Source organism: Klebsiella sp. GW_Kp181 (assembly GCF_040062315.1).
GTDB classification, from domain to species: domain Bacteria; phylum Pseudomonadota; class Gammaproteobacteria; order Enterobacterales; family Enterobacteriaceae; genus Klebsiella; species Klebsiella oxytoca.
Window position 1 is genome coordinate 130,910 of the sequence record NZ_JBEAFR010000085.1, and the last position, 18,169, is coordinate 149,078.

12 protein-coding genes are annotated in these 18,169 nt (G+C 56.2%); 4 read left to right on the top strand and 8 right to left on the bottom strand.

Going from position 1 to position 18,169, the window contains the following annotated elements; translation table 11 throughout:
* Nucleotides 1-7: 7 nt before the first annotated feature.
* The 3 genes from glpC to glpA are packed head-to-tail and all read right to left on the bottom strand — an operon-like array spanning nt 8 to nt 4,054.
* A complete protein-coding gene (gene glpC / locus ABLV11_RS25720) occupies nt 8-1,186 on the bottom strand; it encodes an anaerobic glycerol-3-phosphate dehydrogenase subunit GlpC (protein ID WP_004104007.1) in 1,179 nt (392 codons plus the stop codon).
* Nucleotides 1,183-2,442 carry a glycerol-3-phosphate dehydrogenase subunit GlpB gene (gene glpB, locus ABLV11_RS25725; protein ID WP_348855992.1) on the bottom strand — a complete coding sequence of 420 codons (1,260 nt, stop codon included), beginning with the start codon at nt 2,440-2,442 and terminating at the stop codon, nt 1,183-1,185. The genes glpC and glpB overlap by 4 nt, the downstream gene beginning before the upstream one ends.
* On the bottom strand, nt 2,432-4,054 hold the full coding sequence (gene glpA / locus ABLV11_RS25730) for an anaerobic glycerol-3-phosphate dehydrogenase subunit A (RefSeq protein ID WP_348855993.1): 1,623 nt from the start codon (nt 4,052-4,054) through the stop codon (nt 2,432-2,434). Before glpA ends, glpB begins: the two co-directional genes overlap by 11 nt.
* A gap of 271 nt (nt 4,055-4,325) precedes the next feature.
* On the opposite strand from glpA, the gene glpT reads away from it, so the two are divergent.
* Together glpT and glpQ are read left to right on the top strand one after the other, a co-directional pair.
* Complete coding sequence (glpT, locus tag ABLV11_RS25735) at nt 4,326-5,672, top strand: glycerol-3-phosphate transporter (protein ID WP_004104004.1); 1,347 nt, start codon at nt 4,326-4,328, stop codon at nt 5,670-5,672.
* 9 nt (nt 5,673-5,681) lie between these two features.
* A complete protein-coding gene (glpQ, locus tag ABLV11_RS25740) occupies nt 5,682-6,752 on the top strand; it encodes a glycerophosphodiester phosphodiesterase (protein WP_004114182.1) in 1,071 nt (356 codons plus the stop codon).
* 71 nt (nt 6,753-6,823) lie between these two features.
* On the opposite strand, the gene yfaE is transcribed toward glpQ, so the two are convergent.
* The 4 genes from yfaE to ubiG form a co-directional block, all read right to left on the bottom strand.
* On the bottom strand, nt 6,824-7,078 hold the full coding sequence (yfaE, locus tag ABLV11_RS25745; RefSeq protein WP_004104002.1) for a class I ribonucleotide reductase maintenance protein YfaE: 255 nt from the start codon (nt 7,076-7,078) through the stop codon (nt 6,824-6,826).
* On the bottom strand, nt 7,078-8,208 hold the full coding sequence (nrdB, locus tag ABLV11_RS25750; protein ID WP_004104001.1) for a class Ia ribonucleoside-diphosphate reductase subunit beta: 1,131 nt from the start codon (nt 8,206-8,208) through the stop codon (nt 7,078-7,080). The genes yfaE and nrdB overlap by 1 nt, the downstream gene beginning before the upstream one ends.
* A gap of 100 nt (nt 8,209-8,308) precedes the next feature.
* Nucleotides 8,309-10,594, bottom strand: coding sequence for a class 1a ribonucleoside-diphosphate reductase subunit alpha (nrdA, locus tag ABLV11_RS25755; RefSeq protein ID WP_004104000.1), 2,286 nt, complete (start codon nt 10,592-10,594; stop codon nt 8,309-8,311).
* Between the two features lie 344 nt (nt 10,595-10,938).
* Nucleotides 10,939-11,667: a bifunctional 2-polyprenyl-6-hydroxyphenol methylase/3-demethylubiquinol 3-O-methyltransferase UbiG gene (ubiG, locus tag ABLV11_RS25760; RefSeq protein WP_004114176.1), complete on the bottom strand. Its 729-nt coding sequence runs from the start codon at nt 11,665-11,667 to the stop codon at nt 10,939-10,941.
* A gap of 184 nt (nt 11,668-11,851) precedes the next feature.
* Between ubiG and gyrA the strand changes: the two genes are divergently transcribed.
* The gene (gene gyrA, locus ABLV11_RS25765) at nt 11,852-14,485 is read left to right on the top strand and encodes a DNA topoisomerase (ATP-hydrolyzing) subunit A (protein WP_348855995.1); all 2,634 of its coding nucleotides are present in this window, start codon (nt 11,852-11,854) and stop codon (nt 14,483-14,485) included.
* Nucleotides 14,486-14,616: 131 nt separating this feature from the next.
* Nucleotides 14,617-17,463, top strand: a complete 2,847-nt coding sequence (gene rcsC / locus ABLV11_RS25770; protein WP_105890564.1) for a two-component system sensor histidine kinase RcsC — start codon at nt 14,617-14,619, stop codon at nt 17,461-17,463.
* Nucleotides 17,464-17,507: 44 nt separating this feature from the next.
* Here rcsC and rcsB read toward each other — a convergent pair whose 3' ends face one another.
* The gene (gene rcsB / locus ABLV11_RS25775; RefSeq protein WP_004103995.1) at nt 17,508-18,158 is read right to left on the bottom strand and encodes a response regulator transcription factor RcsB; all 651 of its coding nucleotides are present in this window, start codon (nt 18,156-18,158) and stop codon (nt 17,508-17,510) included.
* Nucleotides 18,159-18,169 lie beyond the last annotated feature (11 nt).

Consider the following 18,169-nt stretch of genomic DNA (forward strand, 5'->3'; position numbering starts at 1 on the left):
GCTGGCGTCAGGCCAGCGCCTGCGCCAGCAGAGTGATGGGATGCTCGCAGCGTTTACTGGTGGACATCTCTATCTGCCATTTACAGGTTTCACAGTCGGTCACTACCAGGTCCGCGCCGCTCTCCTCAATTTGTCGGAACAGCGGCGCGCCAATCGCCTGCGATGAGTCGTAATTCTCCGACTTGAAGCCGAAGGTGCCAGCAATACCGCAGCATTGCGAGTCGAGCACCTCCAGCTGCAAGCCGGGGATCAGCCGCAATAGCTCAAGGGTATACAGCGACCAGCCCATCTTCTCCATATGGCAGGGCGTGTGATAGATCACCTTCAGCGGCAGCGATTTCAGCGCCAGCTTCCGTCCGGCGTCCAGCTGACGCCAGATCCAGCGGGTCGCCAGTTCAACCCGGTCGCGCACATCGTGATTATCGATATCAAGGACGTGCGGATATTCATCGCGCAGCGTAAAAGTGCAGGTCGAGGACGTCGCCACCACTGGCAGGTTATTTTCCCGCATCGCGGTAACGTTGCTCTGTGCCTGTTTACGCGCCTTCGCAAAAAAACCGTTGGCAATGAGCGGCACGCCGCAGCATTTTTCTTTATGCAATAGCTGCACGCCGATGCCCATGGCGTTGAGCACCCGGATAAGATCTTTACCCAACTGCGGATTGTTGTAGTTCACATAGCAGCCATGAAAGAAGGCCACCTGCTCGGCGTACTGCGCCTGTTGGCCAGCCAGCTGTCGATACGCGCGGCGAAAGGTGCCGAAGCCATATTTGGGCAGCGAGCGGCGGTGATCGATTTTGAGCGCGGCATCCAGTACCCGACGTACCGGCATCAGCCCGGTGGCGGCGTTTACCAGCGGAGCAAACGGCGTGGAGAGGGTGCCCATCAGATCGGTGTGGCTGAGGATGGTATCGCGCAGCGTGGGCTTTTGCCGGCCGTATTCCATGCGCGCCCGCTGGATAATATCGCCGATTTTGACGTCTGAAGGGCAGGCGACTTCACAGCGTTTACAGTTAATGCAGTATTTTAACGCCTCGTCGTAGAGCGCGCCGTCTTTCAGGCGCAGGCGCTCGCCGTCCGGCCCGGCCTGTTTTGGCCCCGGGTAGCGCGGATTAACCCGGCTGACCGGGCAGGCGGTGGTGCAAACGGTGCATTTAATACAGTGTTCAAAGCGCGTGTCGTTCATGACTCACCTCCGGCAAGCTCGCCAATTAGCCCTGCGGCGTGAAGCGCGGTCACTGCGCACACGCCGCCGCCGCATCCCAGCGCGATGGCATCAAAACCGCCGAGGATCGAACCGACGGCGAACAGATTCTCCAGCGTCCGCCCCTGACGCTGGGGACGCAGAGCCTCATCGGTTTTCAGGCCGAAACGCTGCCAGGGCTGCGAGGCAAAAAAATCCTGCTGATACCAGCTTTCGCGCGGCAGCGTCTGCTGCAGATCCAGACCGAGGATCGGCTCGCGCACGCCGCTACGTTCGGCGACCAGCCCGTTGCTGAAAAAGCTGCCGCTGGCCAGCACAGCGAAGCGCGGACGCAGCGGAATATCGCCGTGATTGCGCGTCCAGATCGCGTTAACCCTACCGTCCTGGTGGCTGATATCAATGACTTCATCCCCGGTCAGCCAGGTCCCGCCGCTGCGGATAAATTGCCGCTGCAGCTGGGCGTGCAGGCGCATCCCCGGCACCGATGGCGGCAGGGTAGGCAGCAGGCACAGCGGGCAGGGCAGACGCTGCCGCAGCCACTGGTACAAGCGATCGTCGGCGAGGCCGAAGCAGGCGGGCATAATCAGTAAATTATGCTGCTGCGCCAGCGGGCGCAGCGCCGCCAGCAGCGCCGGCCAGTGCGCTTCATCGTCCAGCCGGCGGGCGATATTGGCGGCGCGAAATTCGGATGGGCTATCGCGCAGAACATCAAGAAGGGGTAATTCTATCTCGTGTGCTACGGCGGTCACGCCGTGCTGGTGCAGAGAGGCCGCGGCAAGATGCGGCTGGAAGTCGCCGAACCCGCTGATGCCTACGACGCAGACGCCGCTGACGGGCAGCGGCGCGGTGGCGATTTCCTGCGGAGAAAGCCAGGCCGCGCGTAAGATTCCCAGCGGCGTCACGCGCAGATGCGGCTGGCTGGCATCGCCCTGCATGGCAATCCCGCAGTCGGCAAACAGCGCCTGAGCCTGGCGGGCGTAATTCATCACGCTTTCGGCGCCGAGCCTGGCATAAGGGTGTTCGGGAAGCTGGCGGGCCAACTGGCCGATACCGTAAGCAACATCGGTGACGGTTTCGCCATTCGGCAGCGTCGAGAGCAAATCCAGCGAGGCGGAAGAGAAGTGCAGGGCGCTTTGGCCCCGGCTGATAATCACGCTGCGCAGGCCGCGCTGGTTGAGCGCCAGCCCGCAGAGCAGCCCGGCAAGGCCGCCGCCAATAATCGCGCAATCAAACTTCATCCTGGTGCTCCTTTTCTAATCCGCACAGACCGAGATAAACCCAGCGGGTAAACTCGCTTTCGCGCAGCGCATCCCCCCAGGCCACCGGCTGAACGCCTTTCCAGCGTTCGTTCAAAAATTGGGACAGCTGGGTGAGGGACCGCGCGGAGGTGGTGACGTTAAAACGCGCGAGCAGCCCGGCGGCGCGGCAGGCGCACAGTTCGCCCTGACAGGTTCCCATGCCGACGCGGGTACGGCGGCGCAGGTCAAGCAGGTTTTTCACCGCCAGGTTTTCAACCGCGTACTCTACTTCTCCGGCAGTGACCGCCTCGCATTCGCAGACCAGGCTACGGCGCTGGCGGCTATCGCCAAGCCATGCCGGGGTGCGATCGCCGTGGCGGTAGATGGCCGACCCGCGCAGCGGCGCAGGTAACGAGATGATTTTACTTAGCGTGGCTTCCGCCGGTTCCTGCGAACCGGGCAGCGGCGTATCGGCGGTCGTGCAGGGGGCGGTATTTCCGAGCTTGCGGCATAGCGCATCCGTGGCCCACTCCGCCATCAGACGATAGGTCATCAGCTTACCGCCGGTGATGGTGATGAAGCCTTCCATACCGTCGCGGCGGGCGTGGTCGAGCAGCACGATACCGCGGCTGACGCTACGGCCACTGGGATCGTCATCGCTGGCGACCAGCGGCCGTATACCGGAATAGGCGCGAAGGACCCGCGTCCGTCCCATGATCGGCGCCAGCTTTTCTCCCTCCCGCAGCAGCGTTTCGACTTCCTCGGTGGTTACCCGGTTGTCGTCAATTTCGTCATAAGGAATATGCATTGAGGTGGTGCCAATCAGCGAAATAGTATCGCCGGGCACCAGGATATCGGCGTCAGCTGGTTTGCGGCAGCGGTTGATAACCTGACGGTTAATGCGGTGGTCGAGGATCAGCAAAGATCCTTTTGCCGGAAACATCGCGATGCGCAGGTCGGCGTACTCTGCGATGCGCTGCCCCCAAATCCCGGCGGCGTTAACCACCACCTGAGCGCGCAGCGCGCGCGATTCTCGGTGCTGATGATTGTAGATCGCGACGCCATGGACACGATCGCCCTGCCGCAGCAGACCGGTGACTTCGCAGCCGGTGAGGATCGTCGCGCCATGTTCGCGGGCATCGAGCATATTCGCCGCGGTGAGGCGGAAAGGATCGACGGTGCCGTCGGGAACCTGTACCGCGCCGAGCAGCGCCGGGTTAACCGCGGGCTCTATACGCAGCGCTTCGGCGGGCGTCAGAGGCTGGGCTTCGATGCCTGCCTCCTGACAGGCGCTGATAAAGGTGTACTGGTACGCCGGGTCATCTTCCGGCAAGGTAATAAACAGGCCGCTGGTGGGCTCTATGCAGTGGCGGGCGATACGGCGCAATATGCGGTTTTCGCTAATGCACTCGCGCGCTGATTCGCTATCGGTGACCGCATAGCGCGCGCCGCTATGCAGCAGACCGTGATTGCGGCCAGTCGCGCCGGTGGCGATATCGTAGCGCTCCACCAGCGCTGCTTTTAGCCCGCGCAGCGCGCAGTCGCGCGCGATCCCGGCGCCGGTGGCGCCGCCGCCAATAATAATGACGTCATATTCACGACTATCGGCCATCTCCCCGTCCTCTGTTTTCGTTTTACTTCATTTAGCCATATCGACAGCATTTAATGTTTGATTTCGAGCATATTTGCGCGAAATTCGAGCGTTTGTTGTGACTTTGTGCGCATATTAGAAAATGCTGTCATATTTCTGTAACAAAGTGTGCGACATTTCACAGTATTAGATTTACGCTTTGCCTACTATCGCGACCAAATCAGAAGTTGGTGAATAAATTACGTTTTTTTGCGTCGACGTCAGAAGAACAGCAATGGCCACGGAGGCTGATATGTTAAGTATATTTAAACCCGCAGCGCATAAAGCGCGATTGCCAACCGCGGAAATCGATCCTTTATATCGTCGATTACGCTGGCAGATCTTTATCGGTATTTTCTTCGGATATGCTGCTTACTATTTGGTTCGTAAGAACTTTGCTTTAGCAATGCCCTACCTTATCGAGCAGGGGTTCTCCCGTGGCGACCTCGGTTTTGCCCTTTCCGGTATCTCCATCGCCTACGGATTTTCGAAATTCATCATGGGGTCGGTTTCCGACCGCTCGAATCCGCGCATTTTTTTACCGGCAGGCTTGATTCTTGCCGCGCTGGTGATGCTGGTGATGGGCTTCGTCCCTTGGGCGACCTCCAGCATTATGGTGATGTTCGTTCTGCTGTTCCTGTGCGGCTGGTTCCAGGGGATGGGCTGGCCGCCGTGCGGACGTACGATGGTGCATTGGTGGTCGCAGAAAGAGCGCGGCGGTATCGTGTCGGTATGGAACTGCGCGCATAACGTCGGCGGCGGGATCCCGCCGCTGCTGTTCCTGCTGGGAATGGCGTGGTTTAACGACTGGCATGCGGCGCTGTATATGCCGGCTTTCGGCGCGATCCTGCTGGCGATTTTCGCCTTCGCGATGATGCGCGATACTCCGCAGTCCTGCGGTTTGCCGCCGATCGAAGAGTATAAAAACGATTATCCTGATGACTACAGCGAGAAGCATGAAGAGGAGCTGACCGCAAAGCAGATCTTTATGCAGTATATCCTGCCGAACAAGCTGTTGTGGTACATCGCCGTTGCAAACGTGTTTGTTTACCTGCTGCGCTACGGCATTCTTGACTGGTCGCCAACCTACCTGAAAGAGGTTAAGCACTTCGCGCTGGATAAATCCTCCTGGGCCTACTTCCTTTATGAATATGCGGGGATTCCGGGCACTCTACTGTGCGGCTGGATGTCGGATAAAGTGTTTAAAGGCAACCGCGGCGCGACCGGTGTCTTCTTTATGACCCTGGTCACCATCGCCACCGTTGTCTACTGGCTGAACCCGCCGGGTAACCCGGGCGTGGATATGGCCTGTATGATTATTATCGGCTTCCTGATTTATGGCCCGGTGATGCTGATTGGCCTGCATGCGCTGGAGCTGGCGCCGAAAAAAGCCGCCGGCACCGCTGCGGGCTTCACCGGCCTGTTCGGTTATCTCGGCGGTTCCGTGGCCGCGAGCGCCATCGTTGGCTATACCGTCGATTTCTTCGGCTGGGACGGCGGCTTTATGGTGATGATCGGCGGCAGCGTGCTGGCGGTTGTGCTGCTGATTATCGTGATGCTGGGTGAACGACGCCACCATCAACAGATGAAACAAGGTTAAGGTGCGGCGATGAAAAGTCAATTAACCACCCTGATGAGCGGAGTGCTGCTGGCCGCCACGGCGCTCTCCTTCAGCGCCGTGGCGGGAGAGAAAATCGTTATCGCCCACCGCGGCGCCAGCGGCTATCTGCCGGAACATACCCTGCCGGCGAAAGCGATGGCCTACGCGCAGGGGGCGGATTACCTTGAGCAAGACCTGGTGATGACCAAAGATGACCGGCTGGTGGTCCTGCATGACCACTATCTGGATCGGGTGACCGACGTGGCCCAGCGTTTCCCGCAGCGGGCGCGTAAAGATGGCCGCTTCTACGCTATCGACTTTACCCTCGCTGAGATAAAGTCGCTGAAGTTTACCGAAGGGTTTGAACCGAAAGATGGCAAGAACGTGCAAACTTATCCGGGTCGCTTCCCGATGGGGAAATCTGATTTCCGCATTCATACCTTCGAAGAGGAGATTGAGTTTGTCCAGGGGTTAAACCATTCGACCGGCAAAAACATTGGCATCTACCCGGAAATCAAAGCGCCGTGGTTCCACCATCAGGAAGGCAAGGATATTGCCGCCAGCACGCTGAAAGTGCTGAAGGAATATGGTTACACCGGCAAGCAGGATAAGGTGTATCTGCAGTGCTTTGACGCCAACGAGCTTAAGCGTATTAAGCATGAGCTGGAGCCGAAAATGGGGATGGATCTCAATCTGGTGCAGCTTATCGCCTATACCGACTGGAATGAGACCCAGCAGCGGCAGGCTGACGGCAAGTGGGTGAACTACAGCTATGACTGGATGTTCAAACCAGGGGCAATGGCGCAGATCGCCCAGTACGCTGACGGTATTGGTCCGGACTACCATATGCTGGTGGCGGAAGGCTCGAAACCGGGAGACGTGAAGCTGACGGCAATGGTGAAAGAGGCGCACGCCAGCGGCATGCAGGTACATCCATACACGGTTCGCGCGGATCAATTGCCTGACTACGCCATCGACGTCAATCAGCTCTATAACGTGCTGTACCATCAGGCGGATGTCGACGGCTTGTTCACCGATTTTCCGGATAAAGCCGTGCAGTTTCTGCACGCTAAGCAGTAAAAAGCCGGGTTTACCCGGCCTGTGAACGGCAGTTTTGTCGGGGGCATAAGCGTTATGCCGCCCGACAAAACTTACATCTCAATTTCGATATCGCCTTTTGCCCGGCAGCAGCAGGGCAAAATCTCTCCCGGCTGGACAAACGCCAGCGGCTCGGTGAGCCAGTCAACCTGACCGGAAACCAGCCGCAGACGACACGATCCGCAGTATCCTTCGCGGCATTGATACTCCACGTCGATATTGTGCGATTCCAGGGCCGCCAGCAGGGAGGGATGTTCATCCTGACACTCAAGGCGAGTGTCAGAAATCTTCAAGAAAATGCGTTTCATCAGAGCTGGAAGTTGCTCAGATCGTCAGCGTCGACTTCGGAATCGATCTGCCCGACCAGATAAGAGCTGACTTCCACTTCCTGCGGCGCGACCTGCACGTTATCGGACACCAGCCAGGTGTTGATCCACGGGATCGGGTTGGAGCGGGTCTGGAACGGCAGATCGAGACCTACCGCCTGCATGCGGATGTTAGTAATGTACTCAACGTACTGGCAAAGAATATCTTTGTTCAGGCCGATCATCGAACCGTCGCGGAACAGATAATCCGCCCACTCTTTCTCCTGCTGTGCCGCCAACACGAACAGGTCGTAGCACTCCTGCTTGCACTCTTCGGCGATTTCCGCCATTTCCGGATCGTCAACGCCGGAGCGCAGCAGATTCAGCATGTGCTGAGTGCCGGTCAGGTGCAGCGCTTCGTCACGGGCGATCAGACGGATAATCTTGGCGTTACCTTCCATCAGCTTGCGCTCGGCAAAGGCGAAAGAGCAGGCGAAGCTGACGTAAAAACGGATGGCTTCCAGCGCGTTCACGCTCATCAGACACAGGTACAGTTTCTTCTTCAGCTCGCGCAGGTTCACGGTAATGGTTTTACCGTTCACGCTGTGGGTGCCTTCGCCCAGCAGATGCCAGTAGCTGGTCAGCTCAATCAATTCATCGTAATAGCTGGAAATGCCTTCCGCGCGTTTTTGGATCTGCTCGTTGGTGACGATATCGTCAAATACCATCGCCGGATCGTTAACGATATTGCGGATGATATGGGTGTAGGAGCGCGAGTGGATAGTCTCCGAGAACGCCCAGGTTTCAACCCAGGTTTCCAGCTCAGGAATGGAAATCAGCGGCAGCAGGGCAACGTTCGGGCTGCGTCCCTGGATCGAGTCCAGCAGCGTCTGATATTTCAGGTTGCTGATAAAAATGTGTTTTTCGTGTTCCGGCAGCGCCTGGTAGTCGATACGGTCGCGGGAAACGTCAACCTCTTCCGGACGCCAGAAGAAGGAGAGCTGTTTTTCAATCAGCTTTTCGAAGATGTCATATTTTTGCTGATCGTAGCGGGCGACGTTCACCGGCTGACCAAAAAACATCGGCTCAAGCAGCTGATCGTTTTTAGTCTGAGAAAAAGTGGTATATGCCATTGAAGTGAGTCCTGTTGAGATTGTATCGCCCGGCGGCAGTGAGTTTGCCGGGCCTACAAAACCTTAGGCCGGGCCAGCATCGCGCCGCCCGGCAAAAAACTTAGATCTTACATGCGCCGCTTTCGCAGCCGTCGTCCTGAATAGACGGCGCCAGGTCATCCTGGGCATCTTCCGCGCCATCGCGAGTGTTGTGATAGTACAGCGTTTTGACGCCGAACTTATAGGCATTGAGCAAGTCTTTCAGCAACTGCTGCATCGGCACTTTGCCTGACGGGAAGCGCGTCGGGTCGTAGTTGGTATTGGCGGAAATCGACTGGTCGATAAACTTCTGCATAATACCGACCAGCTGTAAATAACCGTCGTTGTTCGGCATTTCCCACAGCAGCTCGTAGCCGTTCTGCAGTTTTTCGTAATCCGGCACCACCTGGCGCAGGATACCGTCTTTTGACGCTTTGATGCTGACGTGACCGCGCGGCGGTTCAATGCCGTTGGTGGCGTTGGAGATCTGCGAAGAGGTCTCGGACGGCATCAGCGCGGAGAGCGTGGAGTTACGCAGGCCGTGCGTTTTGATCGACTCGCGAAGCCGCTCCCAATCGTAGTGCAGAGATTCGCTGACGATAGCATCCAGGTCTTTCTTGTAGGTATCGATCGGCAGAATGCCTTTTGCATAGGTGGTTTCGTTAAACCACGGGCACGCGCCTTGTTCGATCGCCAGCTCGTTAGAAGCTTTCAGCAGATAGTACTGAATCGCTTCGAACGTTTTATGCGTCAGGTTGTTAGCGCTGCCGTCGGAGTAGCGTTTACCGTGCTTCGCCAGATAGTAGGCAAAGTTAATCACGCCAATACCCAGCGTACGACGGCCCATCGCGCCGCGTTTGGCCGCCGGGATCGGGTAGTCCTGGTAATCCAGCAGGGCATCCAGCGCGCGAACGGCCAGCACCGCCAGCTCTTCCAGCTCATCCAGGCTATCGATAACCCCGAGGTTGAAAGCGGACAGGGTGCACAGCGCAATTTCACCGTTCTCGTCGTTTACATCTTCCAGCGGCTTGGTCGGCAGGGCGATTTCCAGGCACAGGTTGGACTGGCGCACCGGCGCGACAACCGGGTCAAACGGGCTGTGGGTGTTGCAGTGGTCCACGTTCTGGATGTAGATACGACCGGTGGAGGCACGCTCCTGCATCATCAGCGAGAACAGCTCTACGGCTTTAATGCGCTGCTTGCGGATGCTGTCGTCCTGCTCGTATTGGGTATACAGGCGCTCGAACTCGTCCTGGTCGGCGAAGAACGCATCGTACAGGCCCGGAACGTCGGATGGGCTGAACAGGGTGATGTCTCCGCCTTTCAGCAGGCGAGTGTACATCAGCTTGTTGATCTGTACGCCGTAGTCCATATGACGAACGCGGTTGGCGTCGGTACCGCGGTTGTTTTTCAGCACCAGCAGGCTTTCGACTTCCAGATGCCACATCGGGTAGAAGAGGGTGGCGGCACCACCGCGGACGCCGCCCTGCGAGCAGGATTTCACTGCGGTCTGGAAGTGCTTATAGAACGGAATACAGCCGGTGTGGAAAGCTTCACCGCCGCGAATCGGGCTACCCAGCGCGCGGATGCGGCCGGCATTGATGCCGATACCGGCGCGCTGAGAAACGTATTTAACAATCGCGCTGGAGGTCGCGTTAATAGAATCGAGGCTATCACCGCACTCGATCAGCACACAGGAGCTGAACTGACGGGTCGGGGTACGCACGCCGGACATAATCGGCGTCGGCAGCGAGATTTTAAACGTCGACACCGCGTCATAGAAACGCTTGATATAGTCCAGACGCGTCTCGCGCGGATAGTTGGAGAACAGGCAGGCGGCCACCAGAATGTACAGGAACTGGGCGCTTTCGTAGATCTCACCGGTGACGCGGTTCTGTACCAGATATTTGCCTTCGAGCTGCTTAACCGCAGCGTAGGAGAAGGTCATATCGCGATCGTGCTCGATAAACGAATCCATCTGCTTGAACTCTTCTTCCGTGTAGTCTTCCAGCAGATGAGTATCGTATTTGCCGTTTTTCACCATTTTCGACACGTGGTCGAACAACGCTGGCGGCTCAAACTGGCCGTAGGCTTTTTTGCGCAGGTGGAAAATCGCCAGACGAGCGGCGAGATACTGGTAGTCCGGCGCGTCGCGGGAGATCAGATCCGCAGCGGCTTTGATAATGGTTTCGTGAATATCGGCGGTTTTAATGCCGTCATAGAACTGAATGTGGGAACGCAGTTCTACCTGGGAGATGGATACGTTATTCAGCCCTTCTGCCGCCCAATCCAGCACGCGGTGGATTTTGTCGAGATTGATGCGCTCGGTGCTACCGTCGCGCTTTGTCACCAGCAGACTCTGATTCATGTGGTTTATACCTGTCCGTGAAAGAAAATATCCCCCACTTATCCACAGATCGCCGTTGTGACTAACTCTGTGGATAAATACTATATGTAGGGGGTGGTCGATAAAAGAAACGCTATATGGTGAGTATTCTAGTAAGGATTCTTTTGAGTACAAGAGTTGATTTTGACGTTAAATTGAGGTTGCGGAAGGGTGATAATCGCGAAATCCACGCCCCATAAGGCCTGGAGAAGATGTCAATAAATCTGAAAAAAAAATGAAAATTTGATCGAGTGCTGATTTCTTCATCGGAAGAAATAATCACGCGGCTTGATGCCGCGCAATCATCATAGGAAATACTGCTGACGTTATGCTTTTTTCGCCGTTGTATGCAACATATAGTTAACATCCACCCCCGGCGCCAGCTTGAAGGTATTGGTTAGCGGATTGTAATGAAGACCGGTAATGTGCTGCTCTTTCAGAATTGTCTCATCCACCCAGCCGAGCAGCTCCGCTGGTTTAATGAATTTCTTCACATCGTGGGTTCCCTTCGGCACCATCTTCATGACGTACTCGGCGCCGACAACCGCCATCAGCCAGGCTTTACCGTTACGGTTAATGGTAGAGAAGAATACCTGGCCGCCAGGCTTGACCAGCCGCGCGCAGGCGTGAACGACCGACTGCGGGTCCGGCACGTGCTCCAGCATCTCCATGCAGGTGACGACATCGTACTCCCCGGCGTGCTTCGCCGCGTGTTCTTCCACGGTTTCCTGGACATAGTCGACCTGAATACCGCTCTCCAGGGCATGCAGTTTCGCGACCTGAAGCGGTTCAAACCCCATATCCAGACCGGTGACCGTAGCGCCTTCCCGGGCCATGCTTTCTGCCAGGATGCCGCCGCCGCAGCCGACATCCAGCACTTTCTTACCAAACAGGCCGCCTGAGCGCTCCGCAATATAGCCAAGACGCAAAGGATTAATGCGATGTAACGGTTTGAATTCGCCCTCTAAATCCCACCAGCGCGATGCGACGGCTTCAAATTTAGCGATTTCATTATGATCAACATTGTGGGCCACCGACGGTTTTTCGGCATTCATGGGCGCTATTACTCCTGTTCAGTTCAGACCGGCAAGTATATCAGGCCTCCGCGATGAATAAACCGTCTATCCCTGTCCCTGTTACAGCGCGAAAATCATTGGGTATAGGTTTACCCGTATCACCGCGGCTGTGTTATAATTTGCGACCTTTGAATCCGGGATACAGTAGAGGGATAGCGGTTAGATGAGCGACCTTGCGAGAGAAATTACACCGGTCAACATTGAGGAAGAGCTGAAGAGCTCCTATCTGGATTATGCGATGTCGGTCATTGTTGGCCGTGCGCTGCCGGATGTCCGAGATGGCCTGAAGCCGGTACACCGTCGCGTACTATACGCCATGAACGTATTGGGCAATGACTGGAACAAAGCCTATAAAAAATCTGCCCGTGTCGTGGGTGACGTCATCGGTAAATACCACCCTCATGGTGATATTGCCGTATACGACACCATTGTACGTATGGCGCAGCCATTCTCCCTGCGTTACATGCTGGTAGATGGCCAGGGTAACTTTGGTTCGGTCGACGGCGACTCCGCCGCAGCGATGCGTTATACGGAAATCCGTATGTCGAAGATCGCCCATGAACTGATGGCCGACCTCGAAAAAGAGACGGTGGATTTCGTCGATAACTATGACGGCACGGAGAAAATCCCTGACGTTATGCCGACCAAAATCCCGAACCTGCTAGTCAACGGTTCGTCCGGTATCGCGGTAGGTATGGCGACTAACATTCCGCCGCACAACCTGACCGAAGTGATCAACGGCTGTCTGGCCTACGTTGAAAACGAAGACATCAGCATTGAAGGGCTGATGGAACATATTCCCGGTCCGGACTTCCCGACCGCTGCGATCATCAACGGTCGCCGCGGCATTGAAGAGGCCTATCGTACGGGTCGCGGAAAAGTGTACATTCGCGCCCGCGCGGAAGTGGAAGCTGACGCGAAGACCGGCCGCGAAACCATCATCGTGCATGAAATTCCGTATCAGGTGAACAAAGCGCGCCTGATTGAGAAAATCGCCGAGCTGGTCAAAGACAAACGCGTTGAAGGCATCAGCGCGCTGCGCGACGAGTCTGATAAAGATGGCATGCGCATCGTGATTGAAGTGAAGCGCGATGCGGTGGGTGAGGTGGTGCTTAACAACCTCTATTCGCAGACTCAGCTCCAGGTCTCCTTCGGTATCAACATGGTTGCCCTGCACCATGGTCAGCCGAAGATCATGAACCTGAAAGAAATTATTGCCGCGTTCGTGCGCCACCGCCGCGAAGTGGTGACCCGTCGTACTATTTTTGAACTGCGTAAAGCCCGCGATCGCGCGCATATCCTCGAAGCGCTGGCGATTGCCCTGGCCAACATCGATCCGATTATCGAACTGATTCGCCGCGCGCCGACTCCGGCGGAAGCGAAAGCAGCATTAATCGCGCGTTCATGGGATCTGGGCAACGTTTCCGCTATGCTGGAACGCGCAGGCGATGACGCCGCTCGTCCGGAATGGCTGGAGCCTGAGTTCGGCGTACGCGACGATCAGTACTACCTGACCGAACAGCAGGCGCAGGCGATTCTGGATCTGCGTTTGCAGAAACTGACCGGTCTTGAGCATGAAAAACTGCTCGATGAATACAAAGAGCTGCTGGAACAGATTGCGGAACTGCTGCACATTCTGGGCAGCGCCGATCGCCTGATGGAAGTTATCCGTGAAGAGCTGGAGCTGGTCCGTGAACAGTTCGGCGACGCGCGTCGTACCGAGATCACCGCTAACAGCGCGGATATCAACATCGAAGACCTGATCAACCAGGAAGATGTTGTCGTGACCCTTTCGCATCAGGGCTACGTGAAGTACCAGCCGTTAACCGATTACGAAGCACAGCGTCGTGGCGGTAAAGGTAAATCTGCGGCGCGTATAAAAGAAGAAGACTTTATCGACCGCCTGCTGGTGGCCAACACCCACGACACGATCCTCTGCTTCTCCAGCCGCGGGCGTCTCTACTGGATGAAGGTTTATCAGCTGCCGGAAGCCAGCCGCGGCGCGCGCGGGCGTCCGATCGTCAACCTGCTGCCGCTTGAAGCCAACGAACGTATCACTGCGATTCTGCCGGTACGTGAGTACGAAGAGGGCGTGAACGTCTTTATGGCTACCGCCAGCGGTACCGTGAAGAAAACGGCGCTGACCGAATTCAGCCGTCCGCGTTCTGCCGGTATTATCGCGGTTAACCTCAACGAAGGCGACGAGCTGATTGGCGTCGATCTGACCTCCGGTCAGGACGAAGTTATGCTGTTCTCCGCCGCCGGTAAAGTGGTGCGCTTTAAAGAGGACGCCGTCCGCGCAATGGGCCGTACCGCTACCGGCGTACGCGGCATCAAGCTGGCCGGCGAAGATAAAGTGGTTTCGTTGATCATTCCGCGCGGTGAAGGGGCCATCCTGACCGTTACGCAGAATGGCTACGGTAAACGTACCGCGGCTGATGAGTATCCAACCAAGTCGCGTGCGACCCAGGGCGTAATCTCAATCAAAGTGACCGAACGCAACGGTTCCGTGGTGGGCGCGGTGCAGGTTGATGACTGCGACCAGATTATGATGATCACCGATGCGGGCACGCTGGTACGAACCCGCGTTTCCGAGGTGAGCATTGTCGGCCGTAACACTCAGGGCGTGATCCTGATTCGTACCGCGGAAGATGAAAACGTGGTCGGTCTGCAGCGCGTTGCTGAGCCGGTTGATGACGAAGAGCTGGATGCCATCGACGGCAGCGCGGCGGAAGGCGATGAAGATATCGCGCCGGAAGCAGATACTGACGATGACATCGCCGAAGATGAAGAGTAATTCTCTGCGGTAATTGTTCTGAAAGGGTCGGGCTCATCCCCGGCCCTTTTTGTTTTCCCGTTGCGGGACCGTAGTTTTATCGTTACCTTAACGCCATTCTGTTGAGCCCCTGACGGCCGAGCATCGCCACATTGAAATATCTAGCTTCTTTCCATAACACGTTAAAAGTTTCACGCTATCTGTTCAGAGCGCTGGCGGTACTGCTGTGGGTGCTGGTCGCTTTTGTTTCGGTGTTTTACATCGTCAACGCTTTGCACGATCGGGAATCGGAAATTCGCCAGGAATTTAACCTCAATGCCGATCAGGCGCAGCGCTATATACAGCGTACGGCCGACGTGATTAAGGAGCTGAAATATGTTGCCGGTAATCGGCCGATAGATGGCGGCGAAGGCGGCGATACGCCGGCCCAGCGCGGCAATATTTCAATTCCTGATTTTGAACCGCTCTATCCGGATTCCGACTGTGCGCTGATGAGTTCCACCTGGCGTAATTCGCTGCAGTCATTGGCGTGGTTTATGCGCTACTGGCGCGACAATTTCTCCACGGCCTACGACCTCAATCGTATTTTTTTGATTGGTAGCGACAATCTGTGCATGGCCAACTTCGGCCTGCGTGACATCCCGCTGGAGCGGGACCAGGCGCTTAAAGTACTGCATCAGCGCATTGAGCAGTATCGCGACGCGCCGCAAAACGAGCGCGGCAATAATCTGTTCTGGATAAGCCAGGGCGTGCGCCCGGGCGTTGGCTATTTCTATGCGCTCACGCCCATCTATGTGGCGAATCGTCTGCAGGCGATGCTTGGCGTAGAGCAAACCATCCGTATGGAAAGTTTCTTTACCCCAGGCAGTTTGCCGATGAACGTGACGATCCTTGACGATAATGGACAGTCGCTGATTTCACTTGCCGGGTCGAATAGCAATATCAAACCGGACGCGAAGTGGATGCAGGAACGTCTGTGGTTTGGCTATACCGCGGGTTTTCGCGAGCTGGCGATGAAAAAAAGCCTGCCGCCGTCATCCTTAAGTATTGTCTATTCGGTGCCGGTAGATCAGGTGCTGGAACGCATTCGGATGCTGATACTGAACGCGGTGGTACTCAATCTGCTCACCGGCGCGCTCCTTTTCGCCCTCGCCCGAATGTATGAACGACGGATTTTTATTCCGGCCGAAAATGATGCCCAGCGCCTGGAAGAGCATGAGCAGTTCAACCGCAAAATCGTTGCCTCCGCGCCGGTGGGGATCTGTATTTTACGTACCCTCGACGGCACCAATATCCTGAGTAACGAGCTGGCGCATAACTATCTCAACATGTTAACTCATGAGGACCGGCAGCGGCTGACGCAAATTATCTGCGGCCAGCAGGTAAACTTTGTCGATGTGCTGACCAGCAATAATACCAACCTGCAAATCAGCTTTGTCCATTCGCGCTATCGCAACGAGAACGTGGCGATCTGCGTACTGGTGGACGTATCGGCGCGCGTCAAAATGGAAGAGTCTCTGCAGGAGATGGCCCAGGCCGCCGAGCAGGCCAGCCAGTCGAAATCGATGTTCCTCGCCACCGTCAGCCACGAACTGCGTACGCCGCTGTACGGGATTATCGGCAACCTCGATCTCTTGCAGACCAAGGAGCTACCGAAGGGCGTCGATCGTCTGGTGACAGCGATGAACAACTCTTCCAGCCTGCTGCTGAAAATCATTAGCGATATTCTCGATTTCTCTAAAATTGAGTCCGAGCAGCTTAAAATTGAGCCGCGGGAGTTTTCGCCACGTGAGGTAATGAACCATATCTCCGCCAACTATCTGCCGCTGGTGGTGCGTAAACATCTTGGGCTGTACTGCTTTATTGAGCCAGACGTTCCGCAACTGATGTCCGGCGATCCGATGCGCCTGCAGCAGGTTATTTCAAACCTGTTGAGTAATGCGATTAAGTTTACCGATACCGGCTGTATTGTCCTGCACGTAGAGCGGGCGGATGATTATCTGCGCATCAGCGTACGCGACACCGGCGAAGGGATCCCGGCGAAAGAGGTGCTACGCCTGTTCGATCCGTTCTTCCAGGTCGGTACCGGCGTGCAGCGCAACTTCCAGGGAACCGGGCTCGGCCTGGCGATTTGTGAAAAGCTTATCAGCATGATGGATGGTGATATCGCCGTCGAAACCGAACCGGGTATGGGCAGTCGATTCACTATTCGTATCCCGCTTTATGGCGTGCAAAATACGCCGCCGCTGAATATTGATGGCCTGGCTGAAAAATGCTGCTGGCTGGCGATTGATAACAGCTCGCTGGCGGTGTTCGTCGAGCAGTTGCTGACCTTCCACGGCGTTCCTGTCCGTCGTTTTGACGGGCAAACGCCGGGAGCGGAAGATATTCTGTTAACCGATAGCGAGACGTATGAAGCCTGGGCTGGCTGCGCGATGGTGATCTTCTCTCGTCGGCATATCGGTATTCCGCAAGAGCGGGCACCCGGCGAGTGGCTGCATAGCGTCGCCACGCCGCACGAGCTCCTGCCGCTGCTGGGACGCATCTTCCATATTGCCGTAGCCAGTGCGGATAACGGCCCTGCGCTAGCTGCCGCGGATGCGCAAAACGCCAGCAATGATGACATGATGATTCTGGTGGTTGACGATCATCCGATCAACCGTCGCCTGCTGGCCGATCAGCTTGGATCGCTGGGCTATCAATGCGTGACGGCAAATGATGGGGTCGATGCGCTGAATGTCCTGAGCAAACAGCATATTGATATCGTGCTCAGCGACGTCAACATGCCGAACATGGACGGCTATCGCCTGACTCAGCGTATTCGCCAGCTGGGGCTCACGCTGCCGGTGATTGGCGTTACCGCCAACGCGCTGGCGGAAGAGAAGCAGCGCTGCCTGGAATCCGGTATGGACAGCTGTCTTTCTAAGCCGGTCACGCTGGATATCATTAAGCAGACGTTAACGCTCTACGCTACGCGGGTACGTAAGGGAAGGGAGTAGAGAAGCTTCCCGGATAACGCCGAGCTATCCGGGAAGAAAAGAGCTTAGTCTTTGTCGGTGGAGCTCAGGGAAACGGAAGAGAGGTAGTTCAGCAGGGCGATGTCGTTTTCCACGCCGAGCTTCATCATCGCCGATTTTTTCTGGCTACTGATGGTTTTGATGCTGCGGTTGAGCTTTTTGGCTATCTCGGTGACCAGGAAGCCTTCGGCGAACAAGCGCAGCACTTCACTCTCTTTCGGCGACAAACGTTTGTCGCCGTAACCGCCAGCGCTGATTTTTTCCAGCAGGCGCGAAACGCTCTCCGGAGTGAATTTTTTGCCTTTTTGCAGCGCGGCCAGCGCTTTAGGCAGGTCGGTTGGCGCCCCCTGTTTCAGGACAATCCCTTCTATGTCCAGATCCAGAACCGCGCTAAGGATCGCCGGGTTGTTATTCATCGTCAGTACAATGATTGACAGATCCGGGAAATGACGCTTGATGTATTTGATAAGCGTAATGCCATCGCCGTATTTATCACCGGGCATGGATAAATCGGTAATCAGGACATGTGCGTCCAGTTTTGGCAGATTGTTGATTAATGCGGTGGAGTCTTCAAACTCGCCGACAACGTTCACCCACTCAATTTGTTCAAGTGACTTACGAATACCGAACAGTACGATCGGATGGTCATCGGCAATAATTACGTTCATATTGTTCATGTATTAGGCTA

Bases quoted from the DNA above. Each gene is read 5' to 3' on its own strand.
- glpC (WP_004104007.1), bottom strand. From the start codon at position 1,186: ATGAACGACACGCGCTTTGAACACTGTATTAAATGCACCGTTTGCACC.
- glpB (WP_348855992.1), bottom strand. From the start codon at position 2,442: ATGAAGTTTGATTGCGCGATTATTGGCGGCGGCCTTGCCGGGCTGCTC.
- glpA (WP_348855993.1), bottom strand. From the start codon at position 4,054: ATGGCCGATAGTCGTGAATATGACGTCATTATTATTGGCGGCGGCGCC.
- glpT (WP_004104004.1), top strand. From the start codon at position 4,326: ATGTTAAGTATATTTAAACCCGCAGCGCATAAAGCGCGATTGCCAACC.
- glpQ (WP_004114182.1), top strand. From the start codon at position 5,682: ATGAAAAGTCAATTAACCACCCTGATGAGCGGAGTGCTGCTGGCCGCC.
- yfaE (WP_004104002.1), bottom strand. From the start codon at position 7,078: ATGAAACGCATTTTCTTGAAGATTTCTGACACTCGCCTTGAGTGTCAG.
- nrdB (WP_004104001.1), bottom strand. From the start codon at position 8,208: ATGGCATATACCACTTTTTCTCAGACTAAAAACGATCAGCTGCTTGAG.
- nrdA (WP_004104000.1), bottom strand. From the start codon at position 10,594: ATGAATCAGAGTCTGCTGGTGACAAAGCGCGACGGTAGCACCGAGCGC.
- ubiG (WP_004114176.1), bottom strand. From the start codon at position 11,667: ATGAATGCCGAAAAACCGTCGGTGGCCCACAATGTTGATCATAATGAA.
- gyrA (WP_348855995.1), top strand. From the start codon at position 11,852: ATGAGCGACCTTGCGAGAGAAATTACACCGGTCAACATTGAGGAAGAG.
- rcsB (WP_004103995.1), bottom strand. From the start codon at position 18,158: ATGAACAATATGAACGTAATTATTGCCGATGACCATCCGATCGTACTG.